Source organism: Lysinibacillus sp. NPDC097279 (assembly GCF_044761745.1).
Taxonomy (GTDB): Bacteria; Bacillota; Bacilli; order Bacillales_A; family Planococcaceae; genus Lysinibacillus.
On sequence record NZ_JBIWDA010000014.1, the window covers coordinates 1 to 18162 of the forward strand.

The following is an 18162-nucleotide window of genomic DNA, read 5'->3' on the forward strand; positions in this document are numbered from 1 at the left end:
TCCTGAGCCAGGATCAAACTCTCCATAAAAGAAATTTGATTAGCTCAAATTGTTTTGCTGGCATCAATTTTGATGTCCAAAATTTTGTTTCGTTCGCTAACGAAGTTAGCTACTAAAAACTATATTGATTACGTTTTGCTTGTTCAGTTTTCAAGGTTCATTTGTTAGTTACACAATAAGTAACTTTTTATAATTTAACATACATTCAATATGATGTCAACTATTTTTTTCTATTGTTTTCTTTCGGTTTGTTGTTCGCATGTTTCGTAACAACGTGTTTAAATATATCATCTCACATTATAGTTTGCAAGTGTTTAATAGAAATAAAACTATTCAGTCAATATATGATAGTAGTTTCTTCTATATAATAAAGTGCCAGGCACTGAAACAATTTTGAATTCTGTCTGTCGTCTCCCACAGCTTACATTGGTGTCAGGCACTCAAACAATTTTCCATAAAAAAAAGCTCCACCTAGTTTTCACTAAGCAGAGCCCTTTTCGGCTTTCTATTATCGAACCCAGATAAAGTATGCAAGGAAGACGAAGAATAATCCATACATCATTGGGTGAATTTCTTTTTTACGTCCTGCTAAAAGCATTGTTACTGGGTAGAATACGAAACCAATGGCGATCCCTGTAGCAATGGAATAGCCAAGAGGCATCATTAAAACAGTAAAGAATGCTGGAACGGCAATTTCGAATTTATCCCATTCAATTAATCGTAGTGACGAAACCATTAACACACCTACGATAACAAGTGCTGGTGCTGTTACTGCTGAAGTCACAACCGCAAGCAATGGTGAGAAGAATAGTGCTACTATAAATAATACAGCAGTAACAACTGCAGCAAAACCTGAACGAGCACCTGCTGCTACACCAGAAGTAGATTCTACATAAGCAGTAGTTGTTGAAGTACCAAATAAAGAACCAATTGTTGTTGCTAGTGCATCTGCCATAAGTGCACGGCTTGCACGTGGTAATTTATCGTCTTTTACTAAGCCAGCTTGTGTTGCCACAGCCATTAATGTACCTGCTGTATCGAAAAAGTCAACGAATAAAAATGTTAATACAACAACTAAAAATTTAACGTTTAGTAATGAACCGAAGTCATGAATAATTGGATTAAGTGCAACCATAAATGTAGAATCTACACTTGGGATTGATGATACAACAGCTTCTGGTGGTGCAATCACACCTGTAATCATACCAACGATTGCTGTAATAACCATTCCTAAGAAAATGCCGACACTACGGAATTTAAGGATTAGGATGATTGAAATAATAATACCGAATACTGCTAAAAGAGTTGAACCTGTAAATGCTCCTAATGTTACTAAAGTTGCTGGACTATCAACTACAATGCCAGCTCCTTGTAACCCTACAAATGTAATAAATAAACCAATACCAGCTGATACAGCATATTTAAGTTGTGCTGGAATTGCATTAATAACTGTTTCACGAATACCTGTTAATGAAAGGATAATAAATATAATCCCCGAGAAGAATACCCCTGTTAAACCAGTTTGCCAAGGAATGCCATACGTCCCTACTACCGTGAAAGCGAAGAATGCATTTAAGCCCATACCTGGTGCCAATGAGATTGGGAATTTAGCGAAAATACCCATAATCAAAGATCCGACTGCCGCTGCTAATGCTGTTGCTACGAAAACAGCACCTTTATCCATTCCCGCACTTTCCAGAATCCCTGGGTTAACAGCTAAAATGTATGCCATAGCAAGGAATGTTGTAATACCACCAATTATTTCGCGGCGATAATTAGTACCTAATTCATCGAACATGAAATATTTTTTCATTTTGAAAATATCCTCCGTATTGTCGTCTTCAATATCGAAAACAAAAAAGACACGCCGACTATTCTACTAGTCGCATGTCTACGATACATTTCACCACTAATAATGTGTGAAATAAATTAGTTATTATACATTCGTATAAAAACTATATCGTAGTCAAGTTATTTACGGTAACTTGGTAGAAACTCACGGGCCATATTCCCGACATTATACGACGACTTATTTACTTTACAATCGTAATATATCATTTCGTTTTTTAGATTTCAACCCCATTTCCGAACATTTCTTATAAAAAAAATACGAAAGTTCGTGTAAAATACGGTATTAATGTTCTGATTTTGTAAAAACAGCGTAAAAAAACAGGAAAAATACTAACTTATACAAGTTGCTTTTCCTGTTTTTTATTTACGATTAAAGGCTATAATCGACCATTTTGCATTTATTTTGAAAAAGGGAGCTTTTCAAATGTATGTAAATATATCAAAGGCTTTTATATCTAATTACTCACCCAACTCCCACACAATAAGAAGTACTTAGGCAATAAATACAAAACCATCGAAACCCATTACGTAAGAGCTCCCATTCTCATTTCCATCATTATCCTTACTTCTCTACTCGACTCTCTAATAATTGAATTCTTTTTTCTAATTTTTGTTTCCAATCCATTGCTAATGCATCTACTGCTTGAATACGTTTCATCGCAAGTGCGTTGTTGTTTTCAAAATATACTTCATTGCAATGTAAAACCGATATACGAGCAGGGTGTCTTTCAACTATTTCAATTTTCGAGTCTGCACATATTGTTCCCTCACTTAGCACACGCGCTAGGAAGCCTGTATAACCTGTTTCAATTAATCGTTTAAGTAATGTGTCAGCCTTTGTATATTTATCAATCGTACTACACGGAATACGTCCTTGCGTAATTTGAATGACTGCATCACCAATTTTATAAATATCTCCAATACAAACATCCGCTTCAAGCATATTTGTTACCGTTAAGTTCTCACCAAATGCTGCTGCTGGCAATGCCTTACCAAGTTCCTTTTCCCATTGTTCGTAATGCTCCGCAGGATATAGACAAACAGCGCGATCAGGTCCACCATGATGCTTTTTATCTGCCACATCATCCCCCTCAAATCCACGAGTAGCTAAATAAACTTCGTGCACTTTCCGTTTTGCAATCCCTGTAATCATTGATCGCCCTTTACTATAGTCCAATTCTTTCGGCATACCAACAGCAAGTGTATAAATCGTCGCTATACTTTTCTCCATTTCAATCCCCCTAAATTAAACAACAGCGTAATCATTTTACATAAATTTAGTTTACTATATCCAACGCTTTGCCAGCAATTTTGCCCTCTCTACGTTAGTTTATATTATTTAAATCTTTCCAGTTAAAAATGATTAAAAAAGTTCTATTGTTACGTCACTTGGGACACATCAAATAACTAAAAAAAGCCCTAAAAACCCTGTGTTACTAGGGCTTTTAGGACTCTTGCTATTAGCTATTATTCCCACTCAATTGTTGCTGGTGGCTTAGACGTAATATCATACAGCACGCGGTTTACGTGTTTTACTTCGTTTACTAGGCGTACAGAGATTTTTTCTAGTACGTCCCAAGGGATACGTGCCCAGTCAGAAGTCATACCGTCGATAGATGTTACAGCACGGATACCGATTGCGTAGTCATACGTACGAGCATCGCCCATTACGCCGACTGAACGAATATCAGGTAATACCGTGAAGTATTGCCAAACATCGCGATCAAGTCCAGCTTTTGCAATTTCTTCACGTAAGATGAAGTCAGATTCACGAACAATTTCAAGTTTTTCTTCTGTTATTTCACCAAGTACACGAATACCTAAACCAGGACCTGGGAATGGTTGACGCCAAACGATTTTTTCATCAAGACCAAGCTCTAAGCCAAGTGCACGAACTTCGTCTTTGAATAATGTTTTTAATGGTTCAATCAATTGGAACTGCATGTCTTCTGGAAGACCACCTACGTTATGGTGAGATTTAATTGTTTGAGCAGTAGATGTACCAGATTCAATAATATCTGTGTATAAAGTTCCTTGTGCAAGGAAATCCATACCTTCTAGTTTTGAAGCTTCTTCATCGAACACGTAAATAAATTCGTTACCGATAATTTTACGTTTTTTCTCTGGATCAGACACACCCGCAAGTTTGTCCATGAAGCGTTGACGTGCATCAATCTTAATTAAGTTCATATCGAAATCTTCTGTGAAAGTTTTCATAACCTGTTCAACTTCACCTTTACGGTTTAAGTTGTGGTCTACGAACATACATGTAAGTTGATCACCAATTGCTTTATGAATCAGTACTGCAACAACAGAAGAGTCTACTCCGCCTGAAAGGGCACATAATACTTTTTTATCGCCAACAATTTCGCGAATTTTTGCGATTTCGATTTCAATAAAGTTCGCCATTGACCAATCACCTTTAGCGCCACAAATATCGAATACGAATTGACGAAGTAAATCGTTACCATATACAGAGTGACGAACTTCTGGGTGGAATTGTACTGCATATAATTTACGTTCTACGTTTGCCATAGCAGCGATTGGACAAGATGCACTTGTTGCGATGATTTCAAAGCCAGCAGGTACTTCTGTTACGTGGTCACCATGACTCATCCAGACGATTTGTTCTGTTGGTAATTCACCGAATAATTTATTTGCAGCAGTTACTTGAATTTCCGCTTTACCGTATTCACGTGTATCTGCGCCTTCAACTTTACCACCTTGAGTATAAGCCATTAATTGCATACCATAGCAAATACCTAGGATTGGTAAACCTAATTCAAAAATAGCTTGATCTACATGGAAAGCATTTTCATCATAAACTGAGTTAGGACCACCAGAAAAGATGATACCTGTTGCGTTCATTTCTTTAATTTCTTCTGCTGTAATCGTATGTGGATGTAATTCACTGAAGACACCGAACTCACGGATACGACGCGTAATTAATTGGTTAAATTGGCTACCGAAGTCTAGAACGACGATTTTTTCTTGCTCTTTTAATAAAGGGCTTGCTGACAATATTTCCACCTCTTCTTGTATTTTTAAAGGACGTTTTCATATGTTCAAAGAAAAACGCGTATGAAAGTAAAAAAACTTCCTACGCGTCCATAAGTTCATGATATATAAAGGGGAATGCGTAACAAAGAAAAGTGATTTATAAAACTCCTCACCTAACCAAAACATTCACCTTCATAGAGAAATCATTTACGGTGATTTCGTAGAAACATCCGAACCCTATTTTCGAACTTATATGAAAGCCATCCTAATCATATATAATTTTTTCTCATTTTACTCTTTGTGCCCATTAAAATCAACTGATTGTGCGATTGATTAAATATTCCCAACTTTCTCTCAGTTTAACATAGTCAACATCAAGCGTATTCTTGCTATAAATATGCTGCTCATATACCGCTGTTAACTTTCTCATTTCTTCTGTTTCTAGCGCAGCATCCACCCGTTCAGCAAACGCTCGTAATGTCTCACCATGTTTTCGACTTAAACCAATGCGTACTAATTGTTTCGTTAATGCCTGATAGGAAGAGTCAAAATTCGTCCAATCCGCTTCTTTTTTTCGATAAGCACGCACATGCATTTTAGGAATCCATGTTTTACGTTGTACAAATAATGTCACACCAGCAATTAAGAGCAAGGCAATTAATGTCAACCAAACATATTTTAATGTTTTCACCCATGTCCATACGCTACCAAAGCTAAATGCTGATTGCGAAGTTGTTTTCTTCGTTGTTTGTTCTTTCTTTTGTTGTTGCTCTGGTTTTTCTTCTGGCTGTAGTGTCTGTTCTTGCTGTGGAGTATCTCTTTGCAAATCATAATTAATGTTTGCATTTCCAGAAAAACCAATTGTAGGTTCAAATTCTATCCACCCTGTACCAGGGACATACGCCTCTACCCATGAATGCGCATTATCGTTCGTTATCTTATATTCCCGATAACCATCAGATACTCCACCAGCATTCCCTGGTGCAAAACCCTTTACCCAACGAGCAGGAATACCTATAGTCCGAAGCATAACGACCATGGATGTAGAGAAATTATCGCAGTACCCTACTTTCGTATCGAAAAGGAATTGATCTACGTAATCTTGATTTTCAGAAGGATAGGCGGCAGCTGTTTTATCGTAACTAAAGTCCCCTTTTGAAAAATACCCTTCTATCGCTTTTATTTTTTCATAGATCGATGTTTTATCGCGCGTAATATCAATTGCTAAATCTTGCACACGCTGTGGAAGTGTACCTGGTAATTGTAAGAAACGATTATACGAACTATCTAATGTTTCTAACATAGCAGGCTCTGACATTTGAAGTTGTTGCAAACTATAGTTTGGTTCACTGTAAAATATCGTGTAACTCGACAGTAATTTATTACTCCCATTATTCATGGTTATTAATTCGCCACTTGGTTGCTTCATAACTATTTTTTCAGTTTGTCCATCCTGTACATACAAAGTTGGATCATCTGCGGAAACAGACAGCATACCATACGTTTGAATTAAAAATGGCATAGGTACAGCCATTTCCATCTGAATTTGACGTTCATTCTTTTTTGGTCCAACAGGCAGAGAAGTAATGATTGGAGTGTCGTTTTCAAAAACCGCTTCTCCTATATATTCACCAGACAATACCCACCCTTTTGATGTGTATGTATCTTTTGTATCTATACGCCAATAATGACGATCGCTGGAAGATGCAGTGAAAATTAAAGTATTATCACCTTTATATGGTCCACCTAATCTACTATCGTCATCACTATAGCCGACTGTTTTTTGACCATCCCCAACGCCACCTTGTCCTGTAACACCTTTAATAAATGGCACTGGATCTGCCCACGTAGGCCCTGCTTTCGGTAAAAAGAATGCCACCATACTAACGAGTGCAACCGAAATTAGCATCGGTATTACAATTTTCCACTTTCTCACTATCTCACTCGGTGCATCAACTTGAATTCTTAAGCGTTTTAAGAAAAGTACACCTGTCATAACAAGACCAAGTATGACTACTTTAATAATAGCTGGTTTACCATTATATTCGCTAAACGTATCAAGTGTAGCGATGAAAAATACTGTTAGTATGAAAAAGTAGAAAATATTATGATGCACTGTAATCCAATGGTGAATTAAATAGATTAGCATCCAGATCAATGCCAAAAACAGAACTGTTCTAAATGCATCTGATACTTGTCCAAAATTCCCCGAAAAAATGTTCACCATATTCAACGTCACTTCATTCACTAAAAATGGAATAGTGTGACCTGAGAAAAAAGGATTCTCGCTATATACATATATAACAAACCATGTAATATAGCCTAACTTCACAAGCCCTGATAATAATGGCTTAACTTTAAATAGGCATAATACTAGCGCTAAGCCAATGAAAATTAAAAACAAATGACTTACGCCTGTATTGGTTAATTGCATGACTGGCATTAGCCACTCACGCAACATAAAGAAAATAATGATATAGGCTATCGTCAGCTCAACAAAACTTTCTAGTGATTTTTTCACGGCTTCATCACCTCCGTGAACAAGTGGTAATAATCTGTTGGATCTACATGTACGACTTGAATATGTTTATAACGCTTTATTACATCAGACTGCGCTTGTGTCTGTTGTGCCAATACAAAACAAATACAGCTTTTCACCGAATTACCTAAAGTATGTAATAGTTCATCTGATATATCACTCGTCACATATAAAAGTGTTGCAACACGCTGAAAAACTTGTTGATCGCGCAATCGGACTTCTGCATTTTCAATTGGATTTACACCAGCTAAATGATGCATTACTCGATCTAGCTGTTTTTCCCCCTGAATGGAAGTAAACATTTTCGTCTTTGTGCCTGTTGACACAAAAGAAACATCTCCACGACCTTGTACGATTGCTTTAAGCATCGAAGCTGCTAGCTCAATTTTCTCTTCGAATAAGGGAGAAGCACCTTCATCAAGCATTAACAGCAACTCCTGAGATTGCCGATCCTCAAATTCCTTCGATTGCAACGTTTGCGTTTTCGCAAAAGATTTCCAATGAATCCACGAAAAGCGGTCACCTGGTACATATTCTCGCAAACCAATGGCCATTGATGTATCTTTTACAATGGAATAAGGAGCCATCATAGACCCAACATCTAATTTCGCTTGTAATGTAGCATATTTCATTTCATGCACTCTTGGATAAACGAGAACTATTTGTTCTTTTTCTATCTGAATGCGTTTCTTTGCCCATCCGAAAAAATCATAGAAGATAATATTTGCACCTAAATAACGATGTTCACCACGTGGCAAGCTATCAAGTGTATAACTCCAATGAAAAGCCTTTTTAAAACCTACAAATTTGATAGCGTCCTTCTCTTGTATTTTAGACTGAACTAGCATCTGGCTACCAACAAGCTCTTCCACTAGGATATATGCAAATGGAAATCGTGTTTTTCTTTCAATGCTAATTGTCACGTTAACAGATTGTCCGCTTTCTACACGCGAAGGCTCAATTTTCCGTTCGATACTGTAGATGTCCTCTCTTACAAGTTGAAAAATAAAGGCGTATAACAAAAATGGACTTACTGTAAAAAATACAAACCAGCTTACAAAACCACCTTGAAACATTGCGTAGCAAAATGTTATAAGCATTAGAGAGCTCACTAATAGGAAATGTTTACTTTTCTCAAAAAGAGCACGCCATTTCTTCATTGCTCTGCAAACCTCTTCGTTGGCACAGGTGTTTTCGCCAAAATACGCTCAATAATTTCCTCTGCGGTTACATCATCGTAACGCGCATCTGGCTTAAGCACTAATCGATGACTAAAAACATATGGCGCTAAATGCTGCACATCATCTGGTATTACATAACTACGACCTTTCATAAACGCGTACGCCTGCGAAGCCTTCATTAAAGCAATCGTCGCACGAGGGCTAACGCCTAAATAAACATAGTTGTTCTCTCTCGTTTGAGAAGCCAGCTCAACCATATAGTTTTTTACGGAGTCTTCAACATATACCCCCTGCACAAGTTCCTGTAATTCAATTAATTGAGCAAGCGTAAGGACAGCATCAATTTTTTCAATGGACTTACCGTTTTCTGCACGTCGCAATATTTCTACTTCCTGCCCTCTAGTTGGATAACCCATTTTTATTTTCAGTAAAAAACGGTCTAACTGTGCCTCAGGCAGTGGATACGTTCCTTCATGTTCAATCGGGTTTTGTGTAGCCATAACGAAAAATGGTTGGGTAATTTTAAGCGTATTGCCGTCTATTGTAATAGACGCTTCCTCCATCGCCTCTAGTAATGCCGATTGTGTTTTAGGTGAAGTTCTATTAATTTCATCCGCTAATACTACATCACCCATAATCGGTCCAGGACGAAATTCAAATTCCATTGTTTTAGGGTTATAAATCGAAACACCTACAACATCTGAGGGCAATAAATCTGGTGTAAACTGGATACGTTTAAACTGGGCATCGAACGACTTAGCAAGTGCACGTACCATCATTGTCTTACCAACTCCAGGCACATCTTCAAGTAATACATGACCATTCGCAAGCAAAGCGACAATGCTAAGTTCGGCAACCTCCCTCTTTCCAATCATTACTTTTTCTATATTTTCTAATACCATTTGTATTTGTAAATTCATAAACAAAATCCCTCCCATTTCCGCTAACCAATTATTTGAATTGCACGATAATTTTAGTTTAAGCATATCGAAAACTGCACTGTAACACAATTAATGTGCCATTAGCCGTTACATACATCATTTTAAATCTCCGATAGTATTTCCCTTACATTCCTCGAATAACAACTTGTTTGCACTACCTTATAAAACAACCCTATTTAGTAGTATAACGTTTCGCTTTCAATAAAGTTACAATTTTTATTTGATTACCCATAATTATCAAGAAACCAAAACGCTTCCATGTTAAGCTAAAAGGATAGAGACATGACGAATCTTCTCCACTTGCAAAAACACCCTATACCATGTGTGGTATAGGGTGTTTTTAAAATTTATATAGAAGTTCGGTAACTATTGTGACGCTTCATTTGCTTGCTAAGACGGCTAAGCTTTCCAGCTGTTTCATGTAGTTCATTATGGATTTGAACGTTGTCTTCACTATCAACAAAAGCAGCCTCTATTTTATTGGGACTTTGTTGTTGAATTTGTCTCTTCTTACTTAATAGCTTTTTATCTTTCATTTTTTGCATACTTTTTTTAAATCGTTGCTGTGCGTTATGGCTAAAGTTATGACTAAGATCGCCAGCATGTAAATATTGTTGTTCATTACGAAAAGTACTACTTGTCGTCGCACCTACGCTAGAAGTCCTCATAATTAGTTACCCTCCTTTTCATTTTACTCACTTTATAGGTATTTATATCGACATTATATGCTCAAAATTAACCAAACAGAACCAAAATATATAAAAAGAATAGAATTGTTTAAAAAGTATCTATCACTTTTTGTACAACTCTATTCTTCAAGGCTTTATTTCCAAAAATCATCAAATATCGTGATAGGCATATGGCGTTTATGTTGTGAATGTAAATAGTGTTGCTCTAGTGTATTACGAGCAGCTTCAGGAATTTCCTTCCCTTCTAAATAATCATCAATTTGCTCATATGTTAATCCAAGTGCCACTTCATCTGGTAGTGATGGACGATCTTCTTCCAAGTCGGCAGTTGGCACTTTCAAATATAAATGCTGAGGGCAATCAAGAGCAGCTAACAACTGTTTCCCTTGACGCTTATTGAGACGAAAAATAGGCATTAAATCTGCCCCTCCATCACCAAATTTCGTATAGAAACCTGTAATTGCCTCTGCTGCATGGTCGGTACCTAAAACAACAGCGCCATTCATGGCAGCTATAGAAAATTGCACTTTCATGCGCTCACGTGCTTTTTCGTTCCCTTTTACAAAATCACTAAGCATAACACCCGCATTTTCTAAAGCACGAACACTAGCATCAACCGCTTCCTTAATATTTACTGTGTAAGTATGCGTAGGCTTAATAAAATCAATGGCATCTTGACAGTCCTGTTCATCGAATTGTACACCATATGGTAATCGCACTGCCCAAAATGAATACTTCTCCTCGCCGTCTTCCGCATTTAGCTCATCAATAGCTAGTTGTGCTAATTTCCCAGTTAAAGTAGAATCTTGTCCGCCAGATATACCAAGTACAAACCCTTTAACAAAGCTATATCGACGTGCATACGCCTTTAAAAAATCAACGGATTTACGAATTTCTTCCTGCGCATCAATTGTTGGCAGTACTTTTAATTCATTAATTATTTGTTGTTGTAATGCCATCACATTCTTCACTCCTTACCCTTTAACTATTCGGTTGACCATTTCTCGTACTTCTTCTATATTGCGCATTTTATTATCCCAGCATTTTTGACTTAAATCGACTGGGTATTCTTCTGGATTCATCGCACGTTTGTACTCATCCCATAACAACTCTAAATTTTCAGCTGCATATTTCTGCATATCTACAAGCGTAGGATTTTGATAAATTATTTCACCATTATTAATCACATGCTGATGTAGGTTTTTCGCCTCGAAATTCGTCACGAATTTTGACACAAATGTATGCACAGGGTGGAACATTTTAATACGTTCTTCTGATTGAGGGCTTTCATCGTGCATTGTAATGTAATCACCCTCTGCTTTACCATTTTTCTGGTCGATAATACGATAAACATTTTTTAAACCTGGTGTCGATACCTTTTCAGCATTTGCAGAAATTTTAATTGTATCCTCTAACTGACCTTCAGCATTTTCAATGGCTACCATTTTATAGACGGCACCTAACGCAGGCTGATCATAGGCTGTAATGACCTTTGTGCCAATTCCCCACATATCAACGCGGGCACCTTGTGCCTTTAAGTTCAAAATCGTGTATTCATCTAAATCATTTGAAACAACAATTTTCGCATTAGGGAAGCCAGCTTCATCTAGCATGCGACGCGCTTCTTTTGATAAGAAAGCTATATCACCACTATCCAGACGAATACCAATAAAATTAATTTTATCCCCTAATTCTTTCGCCACTTTAATCGCTGTCGGCACACCTGATTTCAACGTGTTATAGGTGTCCACTAAAAACACACAATTACGATGACGTTTAGCATAGGCATGAAAGGCATCATAATCATTTTTATAGGCTTGCACAAGTGCATGTGCATGCGTACCAGCTACTGGTATGTTAAATAGTTTACCCGCACGAACGTTACTAGTTGAAGCAAATCCACCTATAAAGGCTGCACGAGTTCCCCAAATAGCCGCATCCATTTCATGGGCACGGCGTGTACCAAATTCCATTGCCATTTCGTCTTTTACGATTTGCTTAATGCGACTTGCTTTCGTAGCAATAAGCGTTTGATAATTCACAATATTTAATAGAGCTGTCTCAATTAATTGAGCTTCCACTAACGGTGCCTCAATGCGGACAATTGGTTCGTTTGCAAAAACGAGTTCCCCTTCCACCATTGAATACATATTACCTGTAAAGCGAATGTTTTTTAAATAGTCGATGAAATCCTCTTTATAGCCAACTTCTTCACGCAAATACTCAATATCAGACTGACTAAAACGAAAGTCTCGTAAATACTCAAGCATACGTTCCAATCCAGCAAAAATGGCATAGCCATTACCAAATGGTAATTTTCTAAAATATAATTCAAAAACCGCTTTTCTATTATGTATACCATCAGCCCAATAAGACTCTGCCATATTGATTTGGTATAAGTCTGTGTGTAGCGCTAAGCTATCATCAGCATAGTTTGATCTCATAGGAAATCCCTTCTTCCACTATCATAGTTAGTCCTAGTATACACTATATACCCAAAATCTTGCGTTTTACACGTTTTCTATCTCATGTTAGGTTATCTAACATGAATATTCAGAAAATTATGAACTGTTCATAATTTAGACACAAATTTTAGTACCGCTTTCATTCCCTTAATAATTAGCTTTTTAGTAAACTATTACGAAAATCGTAATATAGCATGTCATAATACCTCACATGTAAATTAAAAAAACAATTGCGCCGTTTAACCGCTCGCTATAGTATGTAAATTAAATTTACGCAAGGAGCTGGTGTGAGTGAAAAAAATCGAGGCAATTATTCGTCCAGAGGTATTTGGGGTTGTACGAGACGGACTTGCAAAGGTTGGTATTGCAGGTTTAAGTATTTCTGAAATCGCTGGCTGCGGTCGTCAATTAGGTCATACAGGTTTGTTTCGTGGGAATGCCTACGAAATTGAATTTTTACCTAAATTAAAACTAGAAATGATTATCGACGACGAGAAAGTAGATTCAATTGTAGAGGTTTTATTACGTGATGCTGCAACTGGTAAGGTTGGAGACGGGAAAATATTTATTTATCCAGTAGAACAGGCAATTCGTATCCGTACTAAAGAAGTCGGATCAATTGCTGTAGATTAAGGGGGAGATAACTATGGATGACGTTATTTTATCTGTAAATTTAGTTTGGATTATGCTTGGTACAATTTTAGTTTTCTTTATGCATGCTGGTTTTGCAATGGTAGAAGCTGGTTTTACACGTTCTAAAAATGCTGTAAACATTATTATGAAAAACTTCTTAACGATATCACTTGGAGGCATTGTTTATTTTCTATGTGGCTATGCAATAATGTTTGGTGACACTGCTGGAGGCATCTTCGGTACAAGTGGATTTGCTTTAAACGGTGTGGATGACCTTTCCTTCTTTATTTTCCAAACAATGTTTGCTGCAACAGGTGCAACTATCTTATCTGGCGCTGTAGCAGAACGTACAAATATTTTTGCTTATATTGGTGTAATTATACTTATGACATTACTTGTTTACCCTGTAGTTGGGCATTGGATTTGGAGTGGTCAAGGCTGGTTAACTGATTTAGGCTTTATCGATTTTGCTGGTTCCACAGTCGTCCATTTAACTGGTGCTGTAGCTGCCTTTGTAGCAGCAATCATGATTGGACCTCGTCTAGGTAAATACGAAAATGGCCGTGTTAACGTTATTACTGGTCATAGTATCCCACTTGGCGCATTAGGCGTGTTTCTTCTATGGTTCGGCTGGTTCGGTTTTAACGGTGCCTCCACATTAGCTGCAGACCCTACTCTCGTTCCAAAAGTAATTGCGAATACATTTTTCGCAGCATCTGCTGGTGTAGTTGCTACTGCATTTTATACAAAATTCCGCTATGGTCACATTGATGGCTCACTTACTCTAAACGGTGCGTTAGCAGGGCTAGTAGGTATTACAGCTGGTGCAGCAAACGTCAGCATTATCGGTTCACTCATTATTGGTTTGATCGCAGCACCATTATTAGTAGAAGGTGTTCGCTTTATTGAATGGAAATTAAAAGTGGATGATCCTGTTGGCGCAATTGCAGTTCATGGTATTTGTGGAATCTGGGGCACACTTGCGGTCGGGTTCTTCGATATTACTGGTCAAGGCCTATTCTATGGTGGGGGCTTAAGTTTGTTAGGCATCCAAGCAATAGGTGTAATTGCGACAATCGCTTGGGTTGGTGTTTCTGTCACAGCAGGTCTATTTATTATTAAAGCATTTGTCCCTTTACGAGTTTCAGCAGAAGAAGAAATCACAGGACTAGATGTTATCGAACATGGTACACCTGCTTATGAATATCAAGAAGTTTTTAAAAGCTCTGCTATAAATGGTGAAACATTTGCACACCGTTTAACTCATTTTGGTAAAACCCAAACGAGTGTCACAGAGGAACATGTCTAAAATCAATTCGTTCCACATATAAAGCAAGTACAAAAATCTGCTAGTTATCCCTGGTGAAATTGCGGGAACCTAGCAGATTCTTGTGTTTCAGTATCACGTTACCTATTTATTTAGCTCTTTCTAATTCAAGTAAAAATTCTTTCATAGTTAGCCCACTTCGAAAGCCCGTTAGCTTACCGTTTTTCCCAATGACACGATGGCATGGAATAATCGCTAGTATAGGGTTGGCACCTATTGCACTACCTACAGCTCTAACTGCCTTAGGTTTACCAATGCGCTCTGCAATGGCAGAATACGTTGTCGTCGTTCCATACGGCAACTCTTTCAACGCTTCCCATACAGCCAACTGAAATGCTGTTCCTTTCACATGTATAGGTAAATTAAATTCAGTAAGCTCTCCATTGAAGTAAGCTGTTAATTGCTCAACATAAGGCATTAATTTTTCTTTATTTTCTTCTAAGCTGTAACCCTTAAACGCCTTTTGAGCCCATGTTTCAACTTCTTCAAACGCTGTATTAGGTGTTCCTATATACACAAGTCCTTCATCCGAAGCAATTATATACATCTCACCTTGTGCGTATGTTAGTGTATCTACATATAAAATATCCATTATTCCATTCTCCTAACTCGATTAGAAGTTCACTACATAAAAATGTAAAATAACTATAGCGTCGAATCAATTCATGCTACAGTTATTTTACCTATAACCCTAAAGGAGTTTCAACTACATGACTATGTTATTTGAGCCCGCTATTCACTTTCAACAAGTGCGTTTTTCAGTGAACGATAAAACCATTTTAAAATCAATTACTGGCTCATTCCCAAAAGGGAAAATTACAACACTTGTTGGACCATCTGGTGCTGGCAAAACAACCTTACTAAAAATGTGCAACGGTCTACTATCACCAACAGAAGGCAGTATATTAATTGACGATCAGTCAATCACAACCTATGAGCCTACCACTTTAAGAAAACATGTAGGTATTGCCCTTCAAGCAGCACCTATGATAAAAGGAACCGTTTTTGACAATTTAGCACTACCCCTTGTGTTACAAGGAAAAAAACTCTCACAGCACGATGCCATTCAATATTTACTGGACGTCGGGCTTGATGCAAGCTTTTTATCACGTGATAGCAATGAGTTATCTGGTGGGCAACGCCAAAAGGTTTCAATTGCACGCACCTTAATCAATCAATCTTCGATATTATTGTTAGATGAAATTACTTCTGCATTAGATCGTCAATCCTCACAAGATATCGAAGCACTCATTGTGACATTAAACAAAAAATATGATGTCACGATAATATGGATTACACATAATTTACAGCAAGCCTTAACGATTGGGCATTATACATGGGTCATGATGGGCGGAGAGCTGATTGAAACAGGAGAAAGTTCGTTATTAAAAGCTCCTAGTAATCCGAGAGTCGCTGAATTTGTACAGGGGGTAAACTCATGACTTATACATCACTTTCGCTGACATTAATTTTCGTATTAATTCCGCTATTACTTTCAAAAACGTTTAAACTAGGCCTTGAAAAAGACACAGTTATTGCAACAATTCGTTCTATTATTCAATTACTTGCTGTCGGCTATATTTTAAAATTCGTTTTTGAAGCTGAAAGTTTTATTTATATCTTTCTAATGGTAGCATTAATGATTTTAGTTGCCGCGTTTAATGCCCGTAAAAACGGTAAAGGAATTAAGGGAATCACTTGGAAAATAATAATTACGCTTGTTGTGGTGGAAATTGTCACACAAGGCGTTTTACTTGGTTTCGGTATTGTTCCTAGCACTGCCCAGTATATTATCCCTATTAGTGGTATGTTAATTGGCAACACAATGGTATTATCTATATTATTTTTAAATCGTTTCACTGCAGAAATAACAAGTCACCATAATGAAATCGAACTCATTTTATCTCTAGGTGGCACACCTAAACAGGCAATTCATCGCCAGCTAATAAATGCCATTAAAGCAAGTATGATTCCTACCATTGAAAGCCAAAAAACTATCGGACTTGTACAATTACCTGGGATGATGAGCGGTCAAATTATCGGTGGTGCAGACCCGATACAGGCAGTTCAATTTCAACTTTTAATAATTTTCGCTCTATTAACAACTGCGACATTATCGAGCATAATGATAGGCTTTTTAAGCTATCCAGTGCTTTTTAATGATAGGTTACAGATGCTAGAAATGAAATAATTGTTTTCGTGATATCATGACATTCTCTATAAATATGTTATACTAGTAAGAAAAATGCAGTGAGGAGAATGACCCATATGTTATTACGCGATTTTTTCATCCAATTATCTGAAAACCAACTATTAAATAGTGCTGCTAAAAAATACGGCTTAAAATTAGGTGCCCAAAGTGTGGTAGCTGGTACAAATATAGAAGAAACGATTGCAAGCATCAAAGAATTAAACGCACATAATATCTCTTGCACGGTGGATAATTTAGGGGAATTTGTTGCGAATGAAGAAGAAGCTACTAAAGCTAAGGATCAAATCCTCGCTGTCATTGAAGCGATTCATGAAAACAGCGTGGATGCACATATTTCGTTAAAGCCTTCTCAATTAGGCTTAGACATTGATGTTGATTTTTGTTACGACAATTTATATGAGATTGTAGAAAAAGCAGCAGCCTATGATATTTTTGTAAACTTTGATATGGAAAATTACGGCCGTCTACAAACATCATTTGATATGGTAGAAGAGCTTTCAAAAACATTTAATAATGTCGGCACTGTTATTCAATCGTACTTTTATCGTGCAAAAGACGATCTTGAGAAATTTAAAAACTACCGTTTACGTATCGTAAAAGGTGCATACAAAGAGCCTGTAGAAGTAGCTTTCCAAGATAAGCTTGATATTGATTTAAACTTTATCGAACTGATTGAATATCATTTATTACACGGCAAATTTACATCGATTGCTACACATGACCATAACGTCATTGCACACGTAAAACGCTTTGTTGCTGATAACAATATTCCATTCGATAAATTTGAATTCCAAATGTTATACGGCTTCCGTACAGATATGCAAAAGGAACTTGCGAAGGAAGGTTATAACTTCTGCGTCTACGTTCCATTTGGCGAAGATTGGTACGGTTACTTTATGCGTCGCTTAGCAGAGCGTCCTCAAAATCTTAACCTTGTAACAAAACAAGTATTCACAAAGAAAACGAATACTGTTCTTGCTGTAGCAGCTGGGGCATTCGTTCTTGGCCGCTTAACAAAGCGTAAAAAGTAATAAAAAGAAGTTGGAACATAACTATTAAAATTTCAGAAATATCACAAAGAAGTTCTTAAATTATTGGAATCGATGGTAGCGGAGGCGGTGACTCCTGCGGGAACGCACGCAATGTAAGCCACAACAAACCGCGCGCTAGCGAGGGTTGTGGCTTACATGTGTGCCCGCGGAAAGCACCCGCCGTAGCGAACATTAACGATATAGCAAAAAGTGTTAGATCCATGTGATGACAATTTTCCGCTCTGTAAAATGAATGAAGCTATAACTATTCATTCTTTTGCAGTCAATAAAAA

Annotated in this window: 15 protein-coding genes and 2 riboswitches; of the genes, 5 read left to right on the top strand and 10 right to left on the bottom strand. The window is 37.3% G+C overall.

The features are described 5' to 3' along the window. Positions 1-508: 508 nt before the first annotated feature. The 9 genes from ACIQ1H_RS22830 to ACIQ1H_RS22870 all read right to left on the bottom strand — a co-directional run bounded on the left by ACIQ1H_RS22830 (position 509) and on the right by ACIQ1H_RS22870 (position 12645). Positions 509-1813 (bottom strand): NCS2 family permease, encoded by a 1305-nt coding sequence (locus tag ACIQ1H_RS22830; protein WP_173478846.1) that lies wholly within the window; start codon positions 1811-1813, stop codon positions 509-511. A 130-nt stretch (positions 1814-1943) separates the two neighbouring features. Beyond that, positions 1944-2045: riboswitch (purine riboswitch) on the bottom strand. A gap of 368 nt (positions 2046-2413) precedes the next feature. Continuing rightward, on the bottom strand, positions 2414-3082 hold the full coding sequence (locus ACIQ1H_RS22835) for an MOSC domain-containing protein (RefSeq protein ID WP_402892326.1): 669 nt from the start codon (positions 3080-3082) through the stop codon (positions 2414-2416). 236 nt (positions 3083-3318) lie between these two features. Further along, the gene (gene guaA / locus ACIQ1H_RS22840) at positions 3319-4872 is read right to left on the bottom strand and encodes a glutamine-hydrolyzing GMP synthase (RefSeq protein ID WP_173478848.1); all 1554 of its coding nucleotides are present in this window, start codon (positions 4870-4872) and stop codon (positions 3319-3321) included. Between the two features lie 154 nt (positions 4873-5026). Further along, positions 5027-5128, bottom strand: a riboswitch (purine riboswitch). Between the two features lie 36 nt (positions 5129-5164). After that, the gene (locus ACIQ1H_RS22845; protein ID WP_402892328.1) at positions 5165-7372 is read right to left on the bottom strand and encodes a transglutaminase TgpA family protein; all 2208 of its coding nucleotides are present in this window, start codon (positions 7370-7372) and stop codon (positions 5165-5167) included. After that, on the bottom strand, positions 7369-8550 hold the full coding sequence (locus tag ACIQ1H_RS22850) for a DUF58 domain-containing protein (RefSeq protein WP_402892330.1): 1182 nt from the start codon (positions 8548-8550) through the stop codon (positions 7369-7371). The genes ACIQ1H_RS22845 and ACIQ1H_RS22850 overlap by 4 nt, the downstream gene beginning before the upstream one ends. Then, positions 8547-9491, bottom strand: coding sequence for an AAA family ATPase (locus ACIQ1H_RS22855; protein WP_402892332.1), 945 nt, complete (start codon positions 9489-9491; stop codon positions 8547-8549). The genes ACIQ1H_RS22850 and ACIQ1H_RS22855 overlap by 4 nt, the downstream gene beginning before the upstream one ends. Positions 9492-9859: 368 nt before the next feature. Continuing rightward, on the bottom strand, positions 9860-10180 hold the full coding sequence (locus ACIQ1H_RS22860) for an NAD synthetase (protein ID WP_139860304.1): 321 nt from the start codon (positions 10178-10180) through the stop codon (positions 9860-9862). Between the two features lie 155 nt (positions 10181-10335). Then, positions 10336-11160 (bottom strand): ammonia-dependent NAD(+) synthetase, encoded by an 825-nt coding sequence (nadE, locus tag ACIQ1H_RS22865; RefSeq protein WP_402892348.1) that lies wholly within the window; start codon positions 11158-11160, stop codon positions 10336-10338. A gap of 15 nt (positions 11161-11175) precedes the next feature. Beyond that, complete coding sequence (locus ACIQ1H_RS22870) at positions 11176-12645, bottom strand: nicotinate phosphoribosyltransferase (protein WP_402892334.1); 1470 nt, start codon at positions 12643-12645, stop codon at positions 11176-11178. A 312-nt stretch (positions 12646-12957) separates the two neighbouring features. On the opposite strand from ACIQ1H_RS22870, the gene ACIQ1H_RS22875 reads away from it, so the two are divergent. Then, a complete protein-coding gene (locus ACIQ1H_RS22875; protein ID WP_173478852.1) occupies positions 12958-13299 on the top strand; it encodes a P-II family nitrogen regulator in 342 nt (113 codons plus the stop codon). A gap of 13 nt (positions 13300-13312) precedes the next feature. Further along, positions 13313-14608 carry an ammonium transporter gene (locus ACIQ1H_RS22880; RefSeq protein ID WP_173478853.1) on the top strand — a complete coding sequence of 432 codons (1296 nt, stop codon included), beginning with the start codon at positions 13313-13315 and terminating at the stop codon, positions 14606-14608. A gap of 106 nt (positions 14609-14714) precedes the next feature. Here ACIQ1H_RS22880 and ACIQ1H_RS22885 read toward each other — a convergent pair whose 3' ends face one another. Then, entirely contained in the window at positions 14715-15218 is a 504-nt protein-coding gene (locus tag ACIQ1H_RS22885) for a methylated-DNA--[protein]-cysteine S-methyltransferase (protein ID WP_402892339.1), read from the bottom strand. 118 nt (positions 15219-15336) lie between these two features. On the opposite strand from ACIQ1H_RS22885, the gene ACIQ1H_RS22890 reads away from it, so the two are divergent. The 3 genes from ACIQ1H_RS22890 to ACIQ1H_RS22900 all read left to right on the top strand — a co-directional run bounded on the left by ACIQ1H_RS22890 (position 15337) and on the right by ACIQ1H_RS22900 (position 17869). Then, positions 15337-16068, top strand: coding sequence for an ABC transporter ATP-binding protein (locus ACIQ1H_RS22890; RefSeq protein ID WP_402892342.1), 732 nt, complete (start codon positions 15337-15339; stop codon positions 16066-16068). After that, on the top strand, positions 16065-16817 hold the full coding sequence (locus tag ACIQ1H_RS22895; RefSeq protein WP_402892345.1) for an ABC transporter permease: 753 nt from the start codon (positions 16065-16067) through the stop codon (positions 16815-16817). The genes ACIQ1H_RS22890 and ACIQ1H_RS22895 overlap by 4 nt, the downstream gene beginning before the upstream one ends. A 77-nt stretch (positions 16818-16894) precedes the next feature. Then, entirely contained in the window at positions 16895-17869 is a 975-nt protein-coding gene (locus ACIQ1H_RS22900) for a proline dehydrogenase family protein (RefSeq protein ID WP_173478857.1), read from the top strand. Positions 17870-18162: the final 293 nt, after the last annotated feature.

Excerpts from the sequence above, each read along its gene's own strand:
- ACIQ1H_RS22830 (WP_173478846.1), bottom strand. The coding sequence starts at position 1,813 with ATGAAAAAATATTTCATGTTCGATGAATTAGGTACTAATTATCGCCGC.
- ACIQ1H_RS22835 (WP_402892326.1), bottom strand. The coding sequence starts at position 3,082 with ATGGAGAAAAGTATAGCGACGATTTATACACTTGCTGTTGGTATGCCG.
- ACIQ1H_RS22850 (WP_402892330.1), bottom strand. The coding sequence starts at position 8,550 with ATGAAGAAATGGCGTGCTCTTTTTGAGAAAAGTAAACATTTCCTATTA.
- ACIQ1H_RS22855 (WP_402892332.1), bottom strand. The coding sequence starts at position 9,491 with ATGAATTTACAAATACAAATGGTATTAGAAAATATAGAAAAAGTAATG.
- ACIQ1H_RS22860 (WP_139860304.1), bottom strand. The coding sequence starts at position 10,180 with ATGAGGACTTCTAGCGTAGGTGCGACGACAAGTAGTACTTTTCGTAAT.
- nadE (WP_402892348.1), bottom strand. The coding sequence starts at position 11,160 with ATGGCATTACAACAACAAATAATTAATGAATTAAAAGTACTGCCAACA.
- ACIQ1H_RS22870 (WP_402892334.1), bottom strand. The coding sequence starts at position 12,645 with ATGAGATCAAACTATGCTGATGATAGCTTAGCGCTACACACAGACTTA.
- ACIQ1H_RS22880 (WP_173478853.1), top strand. The coding sequence starts at position 13,313 with ATGGATGACGTTATTTTATCTGTAAATTTAGTTTGGATTATGCTTGGT.
- ACIQ1H_RS22885 (WP_402892339.1), bottom strand. The coding sequence starts at position 15,218 with ATGGATATTTTATATGTAGATACACTAACATACGCACAAGGTGAGATG.
- ACIQ1H_RS22890 (WP_402892342.1), top strand. The coding sequence starts at position 15,337 with ATGACTATGTTATTTGAGCCCGCTATTCACTTTCAACAAGTGCGTTTT.
- ACIQ1H_RS22895 (WP_402892345.1), top strand. The coding sequence starts at position 16,065 with ATGACTTATACATCACTTTCGCTGACATTAATTTTCGTATTAATTCCG.
- ACIQ1H_RS22900 (WP_173478857.1), top strand. The coding sequence starts at position 16,895 with ATGTTATTACGCGATTTTTTCATCCAATTATCTGAAAACCAACTATTA.